The sequence below is a fragment of the Klebsiella quasivariicola genome (assembly GCF_002269255.1).
GTDB lineage: Bacteria > Pseudomonadota > Gammaproteobacteria > Enterobacterales > Enterobacteriaceae > Klebsiella > Klebsiella quasivariicola.
The window spans coordinates 1,104,454-1,123,404 of record NZ_CP022823.1 but is presented as its reverse complement, the minus strand read 5'-3'; the positions used below and the strand labels follow the sequence as shown (position 1 = coordinate 1,123,404).

Here is an 18,951-nt window from a genome sequence, read left to right as displayed (position 1 = left end):
ATGATTGTCAAAAATAATCAGACAGTATATCCCGATTAGCCCCGTTTATCCTGCGCTGCAGCGGGATTACAGTAGCCGCCTGTCTGAGGGAGTGAACCATGACCTATCGCCACCGCGTTGCCACCGTTTTTCTGTTCGGCTTTTTTCTTGATTTAATCAACATGTTCATCGCCAGCATCGCCTTTCCGGCGATCGGTCGCGCGCTGGCAGTATCGGTTTCGCAGCTGGCGTGGGTCAGCAATGCCTATATTCTCGGACTCACGGCATTCGTCCCGTTCAGCGCCTGGCTTAGCCAGCGCTGGGGGGCGAAACGGCTGTTTTTACTCTCGCTGGGGCTGTTCAGCCTCGGCGCGCTAGCGGCAGGACTTGCCAACAGCCTCGGCGAACTCATTTTATGGCGGACGCTGCAGGGGATGGGCGGCGGGCTGTTAATCCCCCTCGGCCAGGCGCTGACCTGGCCGCTGTATCAGCCGCATGAGCGGGCGAAACTGTCGGCGGCGGTGATGCTGGTCGGCCTGCTGGCGCCGGCCTGCTCGCCGGCGATCGGCGGTTTGTTAGTCCAGGCATTCAGCTGGCGCTGGGTCTTTTTCGCCAGTCTGCCTGTCGCTCTGCTAACCTTTGCGCTGGCAGTGCGATGGCTAAACGACAGCCCCGGTCCGGTTCGCCCGACTCGCTTTCTCCCGCTGTCGCTGCTGGCCGATCCCCTGCTACGCTTCGCGATGCTGATCTACCTCTGCGTACCGGGGATGTTTATTGGTGTCAATGTGGTGGGGATGTTCTACCTGCAACGCGTCACCGGGATGGCGCCGGGGGCAATCGGTGCCCTGATGGCGCCATGGTCGCTGGCCTCGTTTGCCGCCATCACCTTTACCGGCAGGTATTTCAACCGCTTCGGGCCACGGCCGCTGGTAGTCATCGGCTGCCTGCTTCAGGCGGCGGGGATCCTGTTGCTGCTGAAGATCGATGCGCACAGCCCGCTGACGCTGTTAATTCTCGCCTTTACGCTGATGGGCGGCGGCGGCAGCTTATGCAGCAGCACCGCACAAAGCAGTGCCTTCCTGCATACGCCTGCCGAAGAGATGCCTGACGCCAGCGCGCTGTGGAATCTTAACCGCCAGCTCAGCTTCTTTGCCGGCAGCGCGCTGCTCGCCCTGCTGCTGAAGGTATACCCGCCGGCCTGTGCCTGGCAGGCGGTATTTATCAGCGCCGCCGTCATTACCCTGTTGCCGCTGCCGTTTTGCCTGCGGCTGAATAATCGGGCGATTGTCCATCGCCTGCACACTACGCTGGAGAAATCATGAATCCTTATCTGCAGGAAGTCCTTGATGCCCATGTTCTTATCGAACGCTGGTTAGGTCAGGGAGAAGGAAGCGCGCAGGCGCTGATGACACGTTTTGCCGCCGAATTCACCATGATCCCCCTGAGCGGCGAGAAGATGGATCACCCGACGGTGAGCCACTTTTTCCACCACGCCGGCGGCAGCCGTCCGGGGTTACACATCGTCGTGGATCGGATGGCAATCATCAGCGAGTGGCACGACGGCGCCGCAGTGCTATACCGTGAAAGCCAAACGCTGGCGGATGGCAGTAAAAATGTACGCTGGTCGACGGCGGTTTTTCAGCAAGCGGAAGGGAAAATTGTCTGGCGCCATCTGCAGGAGACCCGCCTCGGCTAGCGCAAAGAAAAAGGCCCCGACTTTCGAGGGGGCCTTTTTGAGAGAAAACGTCTTATTCGCGGAAGAGCGCTTCGATATTCAGCCCCTGCCCCTGCAGAATTTCCCGCAGGCGACGCAGGCCTTCCACCTGGATCTGACGCACGCGCTCGCGGGTCAGGCCAATTTCACGGCCCACATCCTCCAGCGTAGCTGCTTCATAGCCCAGCAGACCAAAACGACGCGCCAGAACTTCACGCTGCTTGGCATTCAGTTCGAACAGCCATTTAACGATGCTTTGCTTCATATCATCGTCCTGCGTGGTATCTTCCGGGCCGTTCTCTTTCTCATCGGCCAGAATGTCCAGCAGCGCTTTTTCTGAATCGCCACCCAGCGGCGTATCCACAGAGGTGATGCGTTCGTTCAGACGCAGCATACGGCTGACGTCATCGACCGGTTTGTCCAGCTGTTCGGCAATCTCTTCCGCGCTAGGCTCGTGGTCCAGCTTATGGGACAACTCGCGCGCGGTACGAAGATAGACGTTCAGCTCTTTAACAATGTGGATAGGCAAACGAATGGTACGGGTTTGGTTCATAATGGCCCGTTCAATCGTCTGGCGGATCCACCAGGTCGCATAGGTCGAAAAACGGAACCCACGTTCCGGGTCAAACTTTTCAACGGCGCGGATCAGGCCGAGGTTACCTTCTTCAATCAGATCCAGCAGAGCCAGACCGCGATTGCTGTAACGACGGGCAATCTTCACCACCAGACGCAGGTTACTTTCAATCATGCGACGGCGTGAAGCGACATCACCACGCAGTGCGCGACGCGCGAAATAGACTTCCTCTTCCGCGGTCAGCAGTGGGGAATAACCAATCTCTCCAAGATAAAGCTGAGTGGCGTCAAGTACGCGTTGTGTTGCGCCTTGCGACAGTAGCTCTTCCTCAGCCAGATCGCTATCACTGGGTTCCTCTTCTACTAAGGCCTTCTCGTCGAAAACCTCAATTCCGTTCTCATCAAATTCCGCGTCTTCATTTAAATCATGAACTTTCAGCGTATTCTGACTCATAAAGGTGGCTCCTACCCGTGATCCCTGAGCAAAGCACCTTCCACGGCACATCAACAAAAGACGCCTGGACGATTTCCCCTACTCCTCTCGGTGAGAGGCGCATAGACACCGCCCTGGCGCCTGTTAGCTGATGCTTCGCTTATCCGTACTTTGCCAAATTATCGCTGCGGTAAGTACTGCAGCGGGTTGACGGATTTCCCCTTGTAACGAATTTCAAAATGTAATCTTGTTGAGCTGGTTCCGGTGCTACCCATGGTAGCGATTTTCTGCCCCGCTTTGACTTCCTGTTGCTCCCGAACCAGCATGGTATCGTTATGAGCGTAGGCACTCAGGTAATCATCGTTGTGTTTGATGATAATAAGATTACCGTAGCCGCGCAGTGCGTTACCGGCATAGACGACGCGCCCATCGGCGGTCGCGACAATAGCCTGTCCCTTACTGCCTGCAATGTCGATACCTTTATTGCCGCCTTCCGCGCCACTAAAGTTCTCGATAACTTTGCCATCAGTCGGCCAGCGCCATGATGAGATCGGCGAACTGGTTGACGTACTGCTTGCAGTCGGCTGGGTTGTGCTCACCGTTGTGGGTGCCGTTACCGGCGCGACAACCGTTGTGGTTGTGGTCGCTGGTTTATTATTAGGCAACATCTTGGTAGCACTCTGTTCACCTGAAGATTCAGAATACGTAATAGTCGGTTGTGAAGCAACCACCGCGGTGGATTTTTGTGCAGAAGTTGTGCTGGCCGTCGCACCGCCGCTCGCTCTTGCACTGGCCTGAGAAACGGCGTTTTCACCGGTGATCGGCTGACCTGCCGCATTGCCGACCTGCAGCACCTGACCGACGTTCAACGCGTACGGGGCCGGGACGTTGTTGCGTTGCGCCAGATCGCGGAAATCGTTGCCAGTGACCCAGGCGATATAGAACAGTGTGTCACCGCGTTTTACCGTATAGGTACTGCCGCCGGTATAGCTACCTTTCGGAATATCGCCATATTTGCGGTTGTAAACAATCCGGCCATTTACCGTCTGCACGGGCTCCTGGGCCATCGGCGTCGGCTGCGGCTGAATGGTCTGGGTCTGCACCGGCTGGATCGGCTGTGCCTGTGGAGCGGACTTCACGCCGGAGGATGGCGGCGTAATCAACATGCCGGAGTTGGTGCTGGAAGAGGCGGCACCGCCGGCAGAGCTGACCGGCGCCGGCGGATTATTGGTATTGCTACATCCGGCCAGCCAGAGTGAAACCAGTGAAAGAGCCGCAATACGGCTAACGGTAAATTTGGTGCTTCCCGCGCTCATTTATCCCCCAGGAATATGTTAACTGCCAATATCTTGCTTACCGGGCGGCGCCCGGCCAGGACACTGAAAAATGTGTCCACCCTACGCCTAAAGTCAGGCAAAAAAAACCTGGAATAATCCGGGTCTCAGGCCAGCTCCCCCTTCACCAGAGGAACAAAGCGAACGGCCTCGACGGTATCAATGATAAATTCGTTGCCCCGGCGACGGATCCGTTTGAGAAACTGATGCTCTTCGCCGACCGGCAGCACCAGCACGCCGTCATCATCCAGCTGCGCCAGCAGCGCGGTCGGTATTTCCGGCGGCGCCGCCGTCACAATAATGGCATCAAACGGCGCCCGCGCCTGCCAACCCTGCCACCCATCGCCATGACGGGTTGAAACATTATGTAAATCAAGTTGTTTCAGGCGACGACGCGCCTGCCACTGTAAACTCTTAATTCGCTCTACCGAGCAAACGTGATGCACCAGGTGCGCCAGAATTGCCGTCTGGTAGCCGGAACCGGTGCCGATCTCCAGTACGCGCGATTCCGGCGTCAGCGTCAGCAGCTCGGTCATCCGCGCCACCATGTACGGCTGGGAGATGGTCTGCCCCTGGCCAATCGGCAGCGCGGTGTTTTCCCACGCTTTATGTTCAAAGGCTTCATCAACAAACTTTTCGCGCGGGACAAGCGCGATCGCCTCGAGGACACGCTCATCGACGATGCCCTGCGTGCGCAGTTGATTCAACAAACTTTCAACACGTTTACTTACCATTGCCCGTCAACCCCGACACGTTCCAACCAATCGGTGACCACCTCATGCGCCTGATGGGCGGTTAAATCGACGTGCAATGGCGTCACGGAAACATAGCCTTCATCCACTGCCGCAAAATCGGTACCCGGCCCGGCATCACGCTTATCGCCCGGCGGGCCAATCCAGTACAGGGTATTGCCGCGCGGATCTTTTTGCGGGATCACCTGGTCCGCCGGGTGACGGTTGCCGCAGCGGGTCACGCGGATGCCTTTGATCTGATCAAGGGGCAAGTCCGGGACATTGACGTTGAGGATCCGCCCGGTACGTAGCGGTTCGCGGCTGAGGCCGCGCAGGAGAGTGCAGGTTACCGCCGCCGCGGTGTCATAATGTTGGTAGCCGTTGAGCGACACGGCCAGCGCAGGGAACCCCAGATGACGCCCCTCCATCGCCGCGGCCACGGTACCGGAATAGATGACGTCATCGCCCAGGTTGGGGCCGGCATTAATTCCGGAAACGACGATGTCCGGACGCGGGCGCATCAGCGCGTTCACGCCCAGGTAGACGCAGTCCGTCGGTGTCCCCATCTGCACGGCGATGTCGCCATTTTCATAGGTAAATGTACGCAGGGATGATTCCAGCGTCAGCGAATTTGAGGCCCCGCTGCGGTTACGATCGGGTGCAACCACCTGGACCTCGGCAAACTCCCTTAAGGCCTTCGCCAGGGTCTGTATCCCCGGCGCATGGATCCCGTCATCGTTACTCAGCAATATTCGCATAGTCACCCGTTGTATTGATAAGCTCCCTGACCACGCTGGTGGCGAAGCTGCCCGCCGGCAGCCAGAAACGCAGTTCAACGGTTACGTCATCCCACCAGTTCCAGCTAAGCTGCTGTGGATAGAGGAGCATCGCCCGGCGCGCCGCCTCGACTTTCTCCCGTACCAGCAGCGCCTGCAACGCGGTTTCCTCGGCGATAGCGGCCTGCTCGAAAGCCAGCGCATCGCGCTGGCTGCCCCAGTCGCCGCTGCCCGGCAGCGCAGCCGTGATCATCAGCTCGCGGTTATGCACCCGCGCCTGCGAAACCTCTCGTTCTTCCGGTGTGACGACAAACCAGCTCCCACGCCCCGCTAATTGTAGCGCATCGCCATCAACAACCTGATTAAATTCCGTTTTTTTTAATCTAATACTGACTTGCTGATTAAACAACGCGCTGCGGGCCGCCGACAACCAAAAACTGCGCTTATTGCGATCGCGCACCGGCGCGCCGCTCTCCGCCCAGCGCAGCGCGCCCTGCAGGTTGCTGCCGCCAATGCCGAAGCGCTGCGCGCCAAAATAGTTCGGCACGCCCCGTTCAGCGATGGCCTGCAGACGCGTCTCCACGTCCTGCCGATCGCTAATCTCGCGCAGGATCACGGTAAACTGGTTGCCTTTCAGCGCGCCTAAACGCAGCTTACGCTTATGGCGGGCATATTCCAGTACCTGGCAGCCCTCGAGCTGAAATTTGCTCAGGTCCGGCATCTCTTTGCCGGGCACCCGGGCGCACAGCCACTGCTCGGTGACCGCGTGCTTATCTTTCTGCCCGGCGAAGCTCACTTCCCGCGCGTGGATCTTGAGGAATTTCGCCAGCGCGTCGGCGACAAAGCGCGTGTTGCAGCCGTTTTTCAGGATCCGCACTAGCACATGTTCGCCTTCGCCATCCGGGGCGAAGCCCAAATCTTCCACCACCAGAAAATCTTCCGGGTTGGCTTTCAGCAACCCGCTGCTCTGCGGCTTGCCGTGCAGCCAGGTCAGTTGGTCAAAAGCGATCATTTGTCGGCCTTACGCAGCAGCGCGACCGCTTCGCAGGCGATCCCTTCCCCGCGACCGGTGAAGCCGAGCTTCTCGGTGGTGGTCGCTTTTACGTTGACGTCGTCCATATGGCAGCCGAGATCTTCAGCGATAAAGACGCGCATCTGCGGAATATGCGGCAACATCTTCGGCGCCTGGGCGATAATGGTGACGTCGACGTTGCCGAGCGTATAGCCTTTGGCCTGAATGCGGCGCCATGCTTCGCGCAGCAGTTCGCGGCTATCAGCGCCTTTAAACGCCGGGTCGGTATCGGGGAACAGCTTGCCGATATCGCCGAGCGCCGCGGCGCCCAGCAGCGCGTCGGTCAGCGCATGCAGCGCGACGTCGCCGTCGGAGTGGGCCAGCAGCCCTTTTTCATAAGGAATGCGTACCCCGCCAATAATGATTGGGCCTTCACCGCCAAAAGCGTGTACGTCAAAACCATGTCCAATTCGCATTAAGCTTTCTCCTGGTGTCGGGAACGGGTGAGGTAAAATTCTGCCAGCGCCAGGTCTTCCGGGCGCGTCACTTTAATATTATCCGCGCGACCGGCGACCAGCTGCGGATGGAAGCCGCAGTACTCCAGCGCCGAGGCTTCATCGGTGATGGTCGCCCCCTCGTTCAGCGCCCGGGTGAGGCAATCCACCAGCAGCTCGCGAGGGAAAAATTGCGGCGTCAGCGCATGCCACAGGTCATTGCGATCGACGGTATGGGCGATGGCGGTTTTACCCGGCTCGGCGCGCTTCATGGTGTCGCGCACCGGCGCCGCGAGGATACCGCCGACGCGGCTGGTTTCGCAGAGCGCCAGCAGGCGGCTGAGGTCGTCCTGATGCAGGCAGGGGCGCGCGGCGTCATGCACCAGCACCCACTGCGCCTCCGGCAACGCCTGCAGGCCCGCGAGCACGGAATCGGCGCGCTCGGCGCCGCCATCGACGACGGTAATTTGCGGGTGCTGCGCCAGCGGTAGCTGGCTGAAGCGCCGATCGCCGGGGCTGACGGCAATGACCACGCGCTGGACGCGCGCATCCGCCAGCAGCGCGGCGACCGCGTGTTCGAGAATCGTTTTGTTACCGATTGAGAGATATTGTTTCGGGCATTCCGTTTGCATGCGGCGGCCAAAACCGGCTGCCGGCACCACGGCGCAAACGCCCGGAAAAGTGGCTGCCATGTTGTAATCCTGGGCCTGGTTATCGATTGTTCTGCTGTTGCCCCGATGCCTGATTGCGTTTAGACGCATCCGGTACCAGACGATAGAAGGTTTCGCCCGGGCGGGTCATGCTGAGTTCATTGCGCGCACGCTCCTCGATCGCCTCCTGCCCGCCGTTGAGGTCGTCAATTTCGGCAAACAGCTGATCGTTGCGTGCTTTTAGTTTGGCGTTAGTCGCCTGCTGGGCGGTGACGTCGTCGTTAACCCGCGTGTAGTCATGCAGGCCGTTTTTACCGAACCACAGCGAATACTGTAGCCAGACCAGCAAAGCTAATAATAGCAGCGTTAGTTTACCCATCCTGCCCCCTGAAAAACGGCATCATCATCCCAAAACTCGCCCGGGTACGCTACCGGGGCGCGCGGACGATGCCGCGTAACGCGGGGACTGTACCATATTTTTGCTGCCGATACCCATGCTTGATTCATCCCGGAAACGGGTTATCCCAACAGCCAGAGGAAGAGTAGCGCAAACATCAGCCCGACGGTCAGGATGGTCGCGCTGGCGCTATAGAGCAGCTTGCCATTGAGCAGAGAGTGCAGCGCAATACCGACCACTACCGCCACCGGCATCAACGCCAGGAAGAACGGCCAGGTGTAAAGGAGGAAGAAGAGCGTATTACTGCCATAGAGAAGGAAGGGAATACCCAGCGCCAGCAGCCATGAAATAAAGCCCACGGCAGCGCCCGACAGAGACCAGGTGGTCTCGTCGCCGATCGCCGGAGGCGGTTCTGAACGAATAATACTGAGGTTCTGGGTATTGCGCATATCGAATCCTGTAGACCGGGCAACCGGCACCCCTCGATGCCGCTGCCGTTTCAGGATCTGATAATATCGCTCTGTTGCAGCAGGTCTAATAGTTGGTGCACCAAATTTGTTACCAATTGTTCACCATCCAGATGAATTTCCGCCTTTTCCGGAGCCTCATAGACCGAGTCTATGCCGGTGAAATTGCGTAATTCCCCTGCCCGCGCCTTCTTGTACAATCCTTTCGGATCCCGCGCCTCGCAGATGGCCAGCGGGGTATCGACGAACACTTCGATAAAGCGTCCTTCCCCGAGGCGCTCGCGCACCATCTGCCGTTCCGCACGGTGCGGAGATATAAATGCCGTCAATACAACCAGCCCGGCATCGACCATCAGCCTGGCCACTTCACCAACGCGGCGAATGTTCTCTTTGCGATCCTCATCGCTGAATCCCAGGTCGCTGCACAGGCCATGGCGCACGTTGTCGCCATCCAGCAGATAGGTGCTGACGCCGCGCTCATGCAGCGCCTCCTCCAGCGCCCCGGCGACAGTGGATTTACCCGACCCCGAAAGGCCGGTAAACCACAGCACCACGCCGCGATGGCCGTGATGCTGCTCCCGCTGCTGCTGGGTCACAGGGTGGGCATGCCAGACGACGTTTTCGTCATGCTGGGCCATTATTTGCCTCCCAGCAGGTCGCGGGCGTCCCAGTGCGGGAAGTGTTTGCGGATCAGCTGATTCAGCTCCAGCTCGAAGGCGCTGTACTGCGATGTCGACGTCGGCGCCTGCAGGTGCGGCTCGTTGACCATCCCGGCGCCCACGGTGACGTTGGTCAGGCGATCGATAAAGATAAGCCCGCCGGTCACCGGGTTTTGCTGATACGGATCCAGCACTAAAGGTTCGTCAAAGGTTAGATCCACCAGCCCAATGCCGTTCAGCGGCAGAGACTCGACTTCACGCTGGGTCAGGTTGTTAATATCGACCTGGTAGCGGATAGCGTCGACGCGAGCGCGAGTCTTCTTGCCGGCAATTTTAATGTCGTAGCTCTGGCCCGGGGTCAGCGGCTGCTCGGCCATCCACACCACGTCGATGCTGGCGCTTTGCACCGCCGGCAGCGAGGCTTGCGCGTCAACCAGCAGGTCGCCGCGGCTGATGTCGATTTCATCTTTCAGCACAAGGGTAATGGCTTCGCCGGCGGCGGCTTCCTGCAGGTCGCCGTCAAAGGTGACGATACGCGCCACGCTCGATTCGACGCCCGACGGCAGCACCTTCAGACGCTGGCCAACGGTAACCGTACCGGAGGCGACCGTGCCGGAGAAGCCACGGAAATCGAGGTTCGGACGGTTAACATACTGCACCGGGAAGCGCAGCGGCTGGCTCTCGACCACCCGCTGGATCTCCACGGTTTCGAGAACTTCCAGCAGCGTCGGGCCGCTGTACCACGGCATATTCGCGCTCTGGCTGGCGACGTTATCGCCTTCCAGCGCCGACAGCGGCACAAAGCGGATATCAAGGTTGCCCGGCAGCTGCTCGGCGAAGGTCAGATAATCTTCCCGGATCTCGTTGAAGCGCGCTTCGCTAAACTCGACGAGATCCATTTTGTTGACCGCCACCACCAGGTGCTTAATGCCCAGCAGCGTAGAGATAAAACTGTGACGGCGGGTCTGGTCGAGCACGCCTTTGCGCGCATCGATCAGCAGGATCGCCAGGTCGCAGGTGGACGCGCCGGTGGCCATATTGCGCGTGTACTGCTCGTGCCCCGGGGTGTCGGCGATGATAAATTTGCGTTTTTCGGTTGAGAAATAGCGGTAGGCGACATCGATAGTGATGCCCTGCTCGCGCTCGGCCTGCAGGCCGTCCACCAGCAGCGCCAGGTCCAGCTTTTCGCCCTGGGTGCCGTGACGCTTGCTGTCGTTGTGCAGCGAAGAGAGCTGATCTTCATAGATCTGACGGGTATCGTGCAGCAGGCGGCCAATTAAGGTGCTTTTGCCGTCATCGACGCTGCCGCAGGTCAGAAAACGCAGCAGGCTCTTGTGCTGTTGCGCGTGCAGGTAAGCTTCTACGCCGCCTTCGTTGGCAATTTGTTGGGCAATTGTGGTGTTCATGGCGGCTCCTTAGAAATACCCCTGACGTTTCTTCAGCTCCATCGAGCCGGCCTGGTCGCGGTCAATGACGCGCCCCTGACGTTCGCTGGTGGTCGATACCAGCATCTCTTCAATAATTTCCGGCAGCGTCTGCGCTTCAGACTCCACCGCGCCGGTCAGCGGCCAGCAGCCGAGGGTACGGAAACGCACCATCCGTTTTTCAATCACTTCGCCCGGCTGCAGATCGATACGGTCGTCATCGATCATCATCAGCATACCGTCGCGCTCCAGCACCGGGCGCTCAGCGGCCAGATACAGCGGCACGATTTCAATATTTTCCAGATAGATGTACTGCCAGATATCCAGCTCAGTCCAGTTGGAGAGCGGGAAGACGCGGATGCTTTCGCCTTTGTTAATCTGGCCGTTGTAGTTGTGCCACAGCTCCGGACGCTGATTTTTCGGGTCCCAGCGGTGGAAGCGGTCGCGGAAGGAGTAGATGCGCTCTTTCGCGCGGGATTTCTCTTCGTCGCGACGCGCGCCGCCGAACGCGGCGTCAAAGCCGTATTTGTTCAGCGCCTGCTTCAGGCCTTCCGTTTTCATGATATCGGTATGCTTAGCGCTGCCGTGGACAAACGGGTTGATGCCCATCGCCACCCCTTCCGGGTTTTTATGCACCAGCAGCTCACAGCCGTAGGCTTTAGCAGTACGGTCGCGGAACTCATACATCTCACGGAATTTCCAGCCGGTATCGACGTGCAGCAGCGGGAACGGCAGGGTTCCCGGATAAAACGCTTTGCGCGCCAGATGCAGCATTACGCTGGAATCTTTCCCGATGGAGTACATCATCACCGGGTTAGAAAATTCGGCGGCCACCTCACGAATAATATGGATGCTTTCCGCCTCCAGTTGCCGCAGGTGAGTGAGTCGTTTTTGGTCCATAACCGTTCCTTAAGCCAGATTGACCACCGAAGCGTTAAACCCCTCGGCGGATGATGTATGTTGAAACCAGGCGAGCTGCTGATGCAGCTGCACCACTTCGCCGACCACCAGCAGGGCGGGCATCGGGGCGTCTTTCGCCAGGTGTTCGAGTTGTTGCAATGTGCCGGTTATCGTCTGCTGATCGTCGCGGGTACCGCGGGAAATCACCGCGACCGGCGTAGCGCTGTCGCGACCGTGGGCGATCAACTGCGCGCTGATTTCCGCCGCCTTCATGGTGCCCATGTAGATCGCCAGCGTTTGTTGGCTCTTCGCCAGCAGCGACCAGTCGAAGGGGGCGCTGTCCGGCTTGTAGTGGCCGGTGACAAAGACGGCGCTTTGCGCATAGTCGCGATGGGTCAGCGGAATACCGGCGTAGGCCGTCGCCCCGGCAGCAGCAGTGACGCCAGGCACCACCTGGAACGGGATCCCCGCTTCGGCGGCAGCCTGCAGCTCTTCTGCGCCGCGGCCAAAAATAAACGGATCCCCGCCCTTCAGACGCACGACGGTTTTCCCTGCCTTCGCCGCCGCCACCAGCAGCTGATTGGTTTCATGCTGCGGCACCGAGTGCTCGCCGGCGCGTTTGCCGACACAGATCAGCTCGGCATCACGGCGCACCAGCTCGAGAACCGGCGGGGTCACCAGATGGTCGTGGAAAACCACGTCCGCCTGCTGGATCGCCTGCAGACCACGAAGGGTCAGCAGCCCGGCATCGCCCGGCCCGGCGCCCACCAGAATAATTTCTCCCGTCTCGCGTTCGGGCTTATCCAGCTCATCCTGCAGCGCCTTTTCCGCCTCCGCATGATTGCCCGCCACCATCAGGCTGGCAAAGCGGCCGGTAAAGACGCGTTCCCAGAAGCGGCGACGCGCTTCGGTGGTCGTCAGACGGGTTTTCAGATGGTTGCGCCAGTAGCTCGCCGATTCCGCCAGCCGCCCGAGGTTCGTCGGCAGTAGCGCTTCAATTTTCTCGCGCAGAATACGCGACAGCACCGGCGCTTTGCCGCTGGAGGAGATCGCCACCAGCAGCGGCGAACGGTCGACGATAGAAGGGAAGACAAACGAGCACAGCGCCTGGTTATCCACCACGTTGACCAGCCGGTAGCGCGCGTTAGCCGCCGCAAACACCCGCTGATTAAGCGCCTCATCCTCCGTGGCCGCAATCACCAGAAAGACATCATCCACCAGCGACTCGCTAAATTCCGTCGCCCGCCAGCTAAGCGCCTGGCGCGCCGCCAGATCGGCCAGCGCCGGAGAGAGCGTCCCGGCGACCACCTGTACCTGTGCCTGAGCGCGCAGCAGGAATTTAATCTTGCGTTCAGCAATCTCATCGCCGCCGATCACCAGCACGGGCCTTTGTTTCAGTTCGGCAAAAAGGGGCAAGTAATCCACGGCGCAACAACTCTCTTACAATCAGCGATACTGCGACTATAGGGTGCGCCTGAGAGCAAATGAAATTACGAAATGGAATGAGTTGTGACGCAAAGGAATAACGCTATGGAAATACAAATATCAAAAAGTGCTTAACGCGCTATTTTTCCGCTATTTAAGAGCAATTGAAATTGTTTAACCGCGGTCACAGTTTCATACTGTACGCGTCAAATTGTCTTGTTCGTGTAAGGACCCCTTATGTTTTCCGCGTTGTGCCGCCGTCTGCTTCCTGTGGCGCTCGGCACCGGTTTTGTTTTCGCCGCCGCCCCCGCATTCAGCGCGCTGGGCGACACCGCCAGTAGCCAGGCCCGTCATATCGCCACCGTCTTCCCGGGACGAATGACCGGAACACCAGCCGAGATGTTGTCAGCCGAGTACCTCCGCCAGCAGTTCGCCCAGATGGGTTATCAGAGCGACGTGCGCAGCTTCAATACCCGCTACATCTATACCGATAACAATCAGCGTAAGAACTGGCATAACGCCACCGGCAGTACGGTGATCGCCGCCCATGAAGGCAAGGTGCGCCAGCAGATTATTATCATGGCTCACCTCGACACCTATGCGCCGCAGAGCGATAAAGACGTGGAAAACAACCTCGGCGGCCTGACGCTGCAGGGTATCGATGACAACGCGATGGGGCTCGGCGTATTGCTGGAGCTGGCGGAGCATTTACAAAACGTCCCCACCCGCTATGGCATTCGCTTTATCGCCACCAGCGGCGAAGAGGAAGGCCGTCTCGGGGCGCAAAATTTGCTGCAGCGCATGAGCGAGGCGGAAAAGAAAAATACGCTGCTGGTGATCAACCTCGATAATCTGGTGGTCGGCGATAAGCTTTACTTCAACAGCGGCCGCCGCACGCCGGACTCGGTGCGCAAGCTGACCCGCGACCGCGCGCTGGCTATTGCCCGCAGCAAGGGCATTGCCGCCTACACCAATCCAGGACTGAATCCGGATTACCCGAAGGGCACCAGCTGCTGCAATGACGCCAGCGTCTTTGACAACGCCGGGATCCCGGTGCTGTCGGTCGAGGCGACTAACTGGTCACTCGGCAAAAAAGATGGCTATCAACAGCGGCAGAAATCCCGCGCCTTCCCGGACGGTAACAGCTGGCACAACGTGCAGCTTGATAATCAGCAGTATCTCGACAACGCGCTGCCGGGGCGCATCGAACACCGCGGACGCGAAGTAGTGAAAGTGATGCTGCCGCTGGTGAAAGAGCTGGCGAAGGTGGAGAAGAAAAGCTGATACGCACAAAAGAACGCGCGGTATCACCCGCGTGTTCTTCTTGAATTATCACCCGAAGAAAGCGCTAACAGCTTAACCCTCGTGCAACCCGCACTCGCGTTTAAGGCCAAAGAACCGGGTCTCTTCTTCTGCCATGCCTGGCTCCCATTTGCGGGTGGTGTGGGTATCGCCTACCGACAGATAACCCTGATCCCACAGCGGATGGTACTTCAGCCCGTGTTTTTGCAGATACTGATACACCGTCCGGTTGTCCCAGTCGATGATCGGCAGCACCTTGAACACCCCGCGCTGGACCGCCAGCACCGGAAGCGTAGCCCGGCTGCCTGACTGCTCGCGGCGCAGACCGGCGAACCAGGTCTGGGTGTTGAGCTCTTTCAGCGCCCGGTTCATCGGCTCGACTTTGTTGATCTCATTGTATTTCTCAATGCCCTCAACGCCCTGCTCCCACAGCTTGCCGTAGCGCGCCTCCTGCCAGGCCGCGCTTTCCGCCGCGCGGTAGACTTTCAGGTTCAGTTTGAGCTTGTCCGTCAGCTCGTCAATAAACTGATAGGTTTCCGGAAACAGATAGCCGGTATCGGTGAGGATCACCGGAATATCCGGGCGCAGCTGGTTGACCAGGTGCAGACTCACCGCCGCCTGAATGCCAAAGCTGGAAGATAAAGCATACTCGCCAGGCAGATTTTCCAGTGCCCACGCGACGCGTTCTTCGGCGCTGAGCTTCTCCAGCGTCGCATTGGTCTCCGCCAGCGCCAGGATGCGTTCAACTTTCGGCAATGCATTAAGCGCGTTTAGATCGAGTACGGACATATGAACCTCGTTTGCCAGTTTTGCCGGGCGGCACTACGTTTGCCCGGCCTACGGGTTTTGTCGACCCGGTTAGCGAAGCGCCACCGGGCACCAGGATGTTATTCCCAGAAATCGCGGGCTGGGTCGAGCACCGGGCGAATGATGCCCGCACGCACCGTAAAGTCGCCGAAGCCTTCACCCGCTTCACGCTCTTTCGCCCAGCGCCCTACCAGTTCGTCCAGCGAGTCGAGAATTTCCGACTCGGTAATATTCTCACGGTACATCCGCGGGATGCGGGTGCCGCTGCGGTTACCGCCAAGGTGCAGGTTGTAGCGACCCGGCGCTTTGCCCACCAGCCCCACTTCCGCCAGCATCGCGCGGCCGCAGCCGTTCGGGCAGCCGGTGACGCGGGTGACGATATGCTCATCGCTCACGCCGTGCTTGCTCATTACCCCTTCCACTTTGTCGATAAACGACGGCAGGAAACGCTCGGCTTCCGCCATCGCCAGCGGGCAGGTCGGGAAGGAGACACAGGCCATCGAGTTTTCACGCTGCGGGGTGACGGCATTCATCAGACCATGATCCCGCGCCAGCTTCTCGATCCGCGCCTTCTGATCTTCCGGTACGCTGGCGACGATCAGGTTCTGGTTGGCGGTGATGCGGAATTCGCCTTGATGGATCTTAGCAATCTCCAGCAGGCCAGTTTTCAGCGGACGCCCCGGGTAATCGAGAATGCGGCCGTTTTCAATAAACAGCGTCAGGTGCCATTTATCATCAATGCCCTTCACCCAGCCGATGCGGTCGCCGCGGCCGGTGAATTCGTACGGGCGGATTGGCTCAAACTTAATCCCTGCCCGACGCTCCACTTCCGCCTTGAAGGTTTCAACACCGACGCGCTCAAGGGTGTACTTGGTTTTCGCATTCTTACGGTCGGTACGGTTGCCCCAGTCACGCTGAGTGGTCACGACCGCTTCCGCCACCGCCAGCGTATGCTCCAGCGGCAGATAACCAAATTCGCTCGCCGTGCGGGCGTAGGTTTTCTTGTTGCCGTGTTCGATAGAGAGGCCGCCGCCCACCAGCAGGTTAAAGCCCACCAGCTTGCCGTTTTCGGCGATCGCCACAAAGTTCATGTCGTTGGCGTGCAGATCGATATCGTTCTGCGGCGGGATCACCACCGTGGTTTTAAACTTACGCGGCAGATAGGTCTGACCGAGGATCGGCTCTTCGTCGGTAGTAGCGACCTTTTTCTGATCCAGCCAGATCTCGGCATAAGCGCGGGTACGCGGCAGCAGATGCTCGGAGATCTTTTTCGCCCACTCGTAGGCCTCAGCGTGCAGCTGCGATTCGTACGGGTTGGAGGTGCACAGCACGTTACGGTTCATATCGTTGGCGGTGGCCAGCGCGTCCAGTCCCACCGAGTGCAGCATCTGATGTACCGGCTTCACGTTCTTTTTCAGAATACCGTGGAACTGGAAAGTCTGCCGGTTAGTCAGGCGAATACTGCCGTAAATGGTGTTGTCCGCGGCAAACTTATCGATCGCCTTCCACTGGGTGGTGGTGATCACTCCGCCCGGCAGACGGCAGCGCAGCAGCATCGCATGGCGCGGCTCCAGCTTCTGGGCGGCGCGCTCCGCGCGGATATCGCGATCGTCCTGCTGGTACATGCCGTGGAAACGGATCAGCAGGAAGTTGTCGCCTTTAAAACCGCCGGTCAGACCGTCGTTTAAATCTTCCGCAATGGTGCCGCGCAGGTAGTTGCTCTCGAGCTTCATGCGCTCGGCATCGGTCAGTTTACCTTCGACCACTAAAGGCCCCGGATGTTTTTCGCTCATTAGTAGACATCTCGCTGATAACGGCGCTCAACGCGCAGCTCACTTAAAAATTCGTCCGCCGCTTCGGCGTCCATCGCGCCGTATTCGGCAATCACTTCCAATAACGTATGCTCCACGTCTTTCGCCATACGATTGGCGTCGCCGCAGACATAAATATGGGCGCCGTCATTGATCCAGCGCCACAGCTCGGCCCCCTGCTCGCGCAGTTTGTCCTGTACATAGACTTTTTGTTGTTGATCGCGGGACCAGGCCAGATCGATACGGGTCAGCAGACCTTCCTTCACATAGCTCTGCCACTCCACCTGATAGAGGAAATCTTCGGTGAAGTGCGGGTTGCCGAAGAACAACCAGTTCTTGCCTTGCGCTCCGTCCGCAGCGCGCTGTTGCATAAAGGCGCGGAACGGTGCAATACCGGTGCCCGGGCCAATCATGATCACCGGCGTCTCCGGGTTAGCCGGCAGCCGGAAGTTATCATTATGTTCGATAAAGACGCGGACTTCGCCATCCTCTTCCACGCGATCGGCGAGGAAGCTGGAGGCGCCGCCAGCCCGGGCGCGGCCTTCAATTTCATAGCGCACCACGCCCACGGTGACATGCACTTCACTCTCCACTTCCGCCTGCGAGGAGGCAATGGAGTACAGGCGCGGCGTCAGCGGGCGCAGCAGACCGATTAACGCTTCGGCGTCCAGCTGCGCCGGGGAGAAACGGACCATATCGACGATCGGCGTCGCGGCGGCATACTGCTGCAGCTGAGCTTTATCGCCCACCAGCGGCAGCAGCGACTCGCTGCGGGTCAGAGTGGCGTAGTTCTCGACGATAGTGGCGGTGTTGACCGTCAGCTCAAAATGCCACTGCAGGGCTTCCGCCAGCGGCAGGGTTTTACCCTCAACGGTGACCGGCTCGTCGCCCTTGAGCCACAGCAGTTCCACCAGCTCTTTGACCAGCTGAGGATCGTTCTGGTACCAGACGCCCAGCGCGTCGCCCGGCTGGTAGCGCAGACCGGAATCACCAAGGTCAATCTCGATATGGCGTACATCTTTTTCTGAATCACGGCCGGTGATTTTCTGGTTGACCGACAGGGTCGCCGTCAGGGGCGCTTCTTTGGTATATGGGCTGGTGTGAATATCATTCACTACGCCGCTGGTGGCCAGCTGCGCAGGTGCCGCAACCGGCGCACGCGCCTTCAGCACCTCAACCACGCGCGCGCGCCATTCCGCGGCCGCGGCCTGATATTCAACGTCGGCGTCGACGCGATCGAGCAGGCGTTCCGCGCCGAGCTCGGCCAGCTTGTTGTCGAAATCTTTGCCGGACTGGCAGAAGAATTCATAAGAAGTATCGCCGAGGCCAAAGACGGCGAACGCGGTCCCGTCCAGTTTCGGCGCTTTTTTCGAGAACAGGAACTTATGCAATGCGACGGCTTCTTCCGGCGGCTCGCCTTCCCCCTGAGTGGAGGTCACCACCACCAGCAGTTTTTCAGCAGCAATTTGTTTGAATTTATAATCGCCTGCATTCACCAGCTTCACGTTCAGCTTCGCTGCCAGCAGATCGTCACGCAACGCTTCGGCGACGCGGCGGGCGTTACCGGTTTGCGAGGCGGAAATCAGCGTGATCGTCGGCACTTCGGCGGCCGGGGCGGAAGCGGCTACTGCCGCGCCGGACTGCTGATTCAGCACGCCCCAGAAATAACCAGACACCCAGGCGAGCTGAGTGGGCGTGAAGTCAGTGGTGGCCGCCTGTAGGCGCGCCAGTTGCTCCGGGTTGAGCGGCAGCAAATTGGAAGGTGGGGCCTGTGTCGTCATGCGTCGTTTGTTCCAGTAAGCAAAGCTGTTATTCGCACCCTGTCAGCGCGACAAAAACAGAAGAGAATAGAAGGTTAACGGCGGGCATAGTAACAATTAAAGAAGGGATGGAAATAATAAATAACCAAATGGACTAACCTGTTTTAGTTGTAGTTATTAACAACAAAATCGATTAAATAACCATATGAAATATAATAAGTTAATTCTCATAACCCGGATAAATGTGTCCATTTTCTGTTCAGGGCCGTTTTAGTTAATGCGAAAAAATGTACTTTCCGGTAC

19 protein-coding genes are annotated in these 18,951 nt (G+C 58.8%); 3 read left to right on the top strand and 16 right to left on the bottom strand.

Annotated elements, in window-relative coordinates; translation table 11 throughout:
• The first annotated feature begins 98 nt into the window (after window positions 1–98).
• The gene (locus tag B8P98_RS05635; protein WP_095032809.1) at window positions 99–1,301 is read left to right on the top strand and encodes an MFS transporter; all 1,203 of its coding nucleotides are present in this window, start codon (window positions 99–101) and stop codon (window positions 1,299–1,301) included.
• Window positions 1,298–1,675, top strand: a complete 378-nt coding sequence (locus B8P98_RS05630; protein ID WP_025712817.1) for a hypothetical protein — start codon at window positions 1,298–1,300, stop codon at window positions 1,673–1,675. The genes B8P98_RS05635 and B8P98_RS05630 overlap by 4 nt, the downstream gene beginning before the upstream one ends.
• A 52-nt stretch (window positions 1,676–1,727) precedes the next feature.
• Here the strand turns inward: B8P98_RS05630 and rpoS are convergent, their stop codons facing one another.
• The 13 genes from rpoS to cysG form a co-directional block, all read right to left on the bottom strand.
• Window positions 1,728–2,720: an RNA polymerase sigma factor RpoS gene (rpoS, locus tag B8P98_RS05625; RefSeq protein WP_002915106.1), complete on the bottom strand. Its 993-nt coding sequence runs from the start codon at window positions 2,718–2,720 to the stop codon at window positions 1,728–1,730.
• A 158-nt stretch (window positions 2,721–2,878) separates the two neighbouring features.
• Window positions 2,879–4,015 (bottom strand): murein hydrolase activator NlpD, encoded by a 1,137-nt coding sequence (gene nlpD / locus B8P98_RS05620; RefSeq protein ID WP_025712818.1) that lies wholly within the window; start codon window positions 4,013–4,015, stop codon window positions 2,879–2,881.
• A gap of 125 nt (window positions 4,016–4,140) precedes the next feature.
• On the bottom strand, window positions 4,141–4,767 hold the full coding sequence (locus B8P98_RS05615) for a protein-L-isoaspartate(D-aspartate) O-methyltransferase (RefSeq protein WP_002915108.1): 627 nt from the start codon (window positions 4,765–4,767) through the stop codon (window positions 4,141–4,143).
• Entirely contained in the window at window positions 4,761–5,522 is a 762-nt protein-coding gene (surE, locus tag B8P98_RS05610; protein WP_080924666.1) for a 5'/3'-nucleotidase SurE, read from the bottom strand. The genes B8P98_RS05615 and surE overlap by 7 nt, the downstream gene beginning before the upstream one ends.
• Window positions 5,503–6,552, bottom strand: coding sequence for a tRNA pseudouridine(13) synthase TruD (gene truD / locus B8P98_RS05605; RefSeq protein ID WP_025712819.1), 1,050 nt, complete (start codon window positions 6,550–6,552; stop codon window positions 5,503–5,505). Before truD ends, surE begins: the two co-directional genes overlap by 20 nt.
• Window positions 6,549–7,028, bottom strand: a complete 480-nt coding sequence (gene ispF / locus B8P98_RS05600; protein WP_004181093.1) for a 2-C-methyl-D-erythritol 2,4-cyclodiphosphate synthase — start codon at window positions 7,026–7,028, stop codon at window positions 6,549–6,551. The genes truD and ispF overlap by 4 nt, the downstream gene beginning before the upstream one ends.
• The gene (gene ispD / locus B8P98_RS05595; protein WP_025712820.1) at window positions 7,028–7,738 is read right to left on the bottom strand and encodes a 2-C-methyl-D-erythritol 4-phosphate cytidylyltransferase; all 711 of its coding nucleotides are present in this window, start codon (window positions 7,736–7,738) and stop codon (window positions 7,028–7,030) included. Before ispD ends, ispF begins: the two co-directional genes overlap by 1 nt.
• A 19-nt stretch (window positions 7,739–7,757) precedes the next feature.
• A complete protein-coding gene (ftsB, locus tag B8P98_RS05590) occupies window positions 7,758–8,075 on the bottom strand; it encodes a cell division protein FtsB (protein ID WP_002915156.1) in 318 nt (105 codons plus the stop codon).
• Window positions 8,076–8,215: 140 nt separating this feature from the next.
• The gene (locus tag B8P98_RS05585; RefSeq protein WP_008806224.1) at window positions 8,216–8,542 is read right to left on the bottom strand and encodes a DUF3561 family protein; all 327 of its coding nucleotides are present in this window, start codon (window positions 8,540–8,542) and stop codon (window positions 8,216–8,218) included.
• Window positions 8,543–8,592: 50 nt separating this feature from the next.
• Complete coding sequence (cysC, locus tag B8P98_RS05580) at window positions 8,593–9,198, bottom strand: adenylyl-sulfate kinase (protein ID WP_002915158.1); 606 nt, start codon at window positions 9,196–9,198, stop codon at window positions 8,593–8,595.
• Complete coding sequence (gene cysN / locus B8P98_RS05575) at window positions 9,198–10,625, bottom strand: sulfate adenylyltransferase subunit CysN (protein ID WP_025712822.1); 1,428 nt, start codon at window positions 10,623–10,625, stop codon at window positions 9,198–9,200. The genes cysC and cysN overlap by 1 nt, the downstream gene beginning before the upstream one ends.
• Before the next feature lie 9 nt (window positions 10,626–10,634).
• On the bottom strand, window positions 10,635–11,543 hold the full coding sequence (gene cysD / locus B8P98_RS05570) for a sulfate adenylyltransferase subunit CysD (protein WP_002915160.1): 909 nt from the start codon (window positions 11,541–11,543) through the stop codon (window positions 10,635–10,637).
• 9 nt (window positions 11,544–11,552) lie between these two features.
• A complete protein-coding gene (gene cysG, locus B8P98_RS05565; RefSeq protein ID WP_162494494.1) occupies window positions 11,553–12,959 on the bottom strand; it encodes a siroheme synthase CysG in 1,407 nt (468 codons plus the stop codon).
• 246 nt (window positions 12,960–13,205) lie between these two features.
• Between cysG and B8P98_RS05560 the strand changes: the two genes are divergently transcribed.
• Window positions 13,206–14,252 carry an aminopeptidase gene (locus tag B8P98_RS05560; protein ID WP_095032808.1) on the top strand — a complete coding sequence of 349 codons (1,047 nt, stop codon included), beginning with the start codon at window positions 13,206–13,208 and terminating at the stop codon, window positions 14,250–14,252.
• A 72-nt stretch (window positions 14,253–14,324) separates the two neighbouring features.
• Here B8P98_RS05560 and cysH read toward each other — a convergent pair whose 3' ends face one another.
• From cysH to cysJ, 3 genes are all read right to left on the bottom strand, one after another.
• Entirely contained in the window at window positions 14,325–15,059 is a 735-nt protein-coding gene (gene cysH / locus B8P98_RS05555) for a phosphoadenosine phosphosulfate reductase (RefSeq protein ID WP_080897103.1), read from the bottom strand.
• A 98-nt stretch (window positions 15,060–15,157) separates the two neighbouring features.
• The gene (gene cysI / locus B8P98_RS05550; protein ID WP_080924668.1) at window positions 15,158–16,870 is read right to left on the bottom strand and encodes an assimilatory sulfite reductase (NADPH) hemoprotein subunit; all 1,713 of its coding nucleotides are present in this window, start codon (window positions 16,868–16,870) and stop codon (window positions 15,158–15,160) included.
• Window positions 16,870–18,669, bottom strand: a complete 1,800-nt coding sequence (gene cysJ, locus B8P98_RS05545) for an NADPH-dependent assimilatory sulfite reductase flavoprotein subunit (RefSeq protein ID WP_025712837.1) — start codon at window positions 18,667–18,669, stop codon at window positions 16,870–16,872. The genes cysI and cysJ overlap by 1 nt, the downstream gene beginning before the upstream one ends.
• Window positions 18,670–18,951 lie beyond the last annotated feature (282 nt).

Excerpts from the sequence above, each read along its gene's own strand:
- cysD (WP_002915160.1), bottom strand. The coding sequence starts at position 11,543 with ATGGACCAAAAACGACTCACTCACCTGCGGCAACTGGAGGCGGAAAGC.
- B8P98_RS05630 (WP_025712817.1), top strand. The coding sequence starts at position 1,298 with ATGAATCCTTATCTGCAGGAAGTCCTTGATGCCCATGTTCTTATCGAA.
- B8P98_RS05585 (WP_008806224.1), bottom strand. The coding sequence starts at position 8,542 with ATGCGCAATACCCAGAACCTCAGTATTATTCGTTCAGAACCGCCTCCG.
- ftsB (WP_002915156.1), bottom strand. The coding sequence starts at position 8,075 with ATGGGTAAACTAACGCTGCTATTATTAGCTTTGCTGGTCTGGCTACAG.
- nlpD (WP_025712818.1), bottom strand. The coding sequence starts at position 4,015 with ATGAGCGCGGGAAGCACCAAATTTACCGTTAGCCGTATTGCGGCTCTT.
- surE (WP_080924666.1), bottom strand. The coding sequence starts at position 5,522 with ATGCGAATATTGCTGAGTAACGATGACGGGATCCATGCGCCGGGGATA.
- cysH (WP_080897103.1), bottom strand. The coding sequence starts at position 15,059 with ATGTCCGTACTCGATCTAAACGCGCTTAATGCATTGCCGAAAGTTGAA.
- rpoS (WP_002915106.1), bottom strand. The coding sequence starts at position 2,720 with ATGAGTCAGAATACGCTGAAAGTTCATGATTTAAATGAAGACGCGGAA.
- cysC (WP_002915158.1), bottom strand. The coding sequence starts at position 9,198 with ATGGCCCAGCATGACGAAAACGTCGTCTGGCATGCCCACCCTGTGACC.
- B8P98_RS05615 (WP_002915108.1), bottom strand. The coding sequence starts at position 4,767 with ATGGTAAGTAAACGTGTTGAAAGTTTGTTGAATCAACTGCGCACGCAG.
- ispF (WP_004181093.1), bottom strand. The coding sequence starts at position 7,028 with ATGCGAATTGGACATGGTTTTGACGTACACGCTTTTGGCGGTGAAGGC.
- B8P98_RS05560 (WP_095032808.1), top strand. The coding sequence starts at position 13,206 with ATGTTTTCCGCGTTGTGCCGCCGTCTGCTTCCTGTGGCGCTCGGCACC.
- cysI (WP_080924668.1), bottom strand. The coding sequence starts at position 16,870 with ATGAGCGAAAAACATCCGGGGCCTTTAGTGGTCGAAGGTAAACTGACC.
- truD (WP_025712819.1), bottom strand. The coding sequence starts at position 6,552 with ATGATCGCTTTTGACCAACTGACCTGGCTGCACGGCAAGCCGCAGAGC.
- cysJ (WP_025712837.1), bottom strand. The coding sequence starts at position 18,669 with ATGACGACACAGGCCCCACCTTCCAATTTGCTGCCGCTCAACCCGGAG.
- ispD (WP_025712820.1), bottom strand. The coding sequence starts at position 7,738 with ATGGCAGCCACTTTTCCGGGCGTTTGCGCCGTGGTGCCGGCAGCCGGT.
- B8P98_RS05635 (WP_095032809.1), top strand. The coding sequence starts at position 99 with ATGACCTATCGCCACCGCGTTGCCACCGTTTTTCTGTTCGGCTTTTTT.
- cysN (WP_025712822.1), bottom strand. The coding sequence starts at position 10,625 with ATGAACACCACAATTGCCCAACAAATTGCCAACGAAGGCGGCGTAGAA.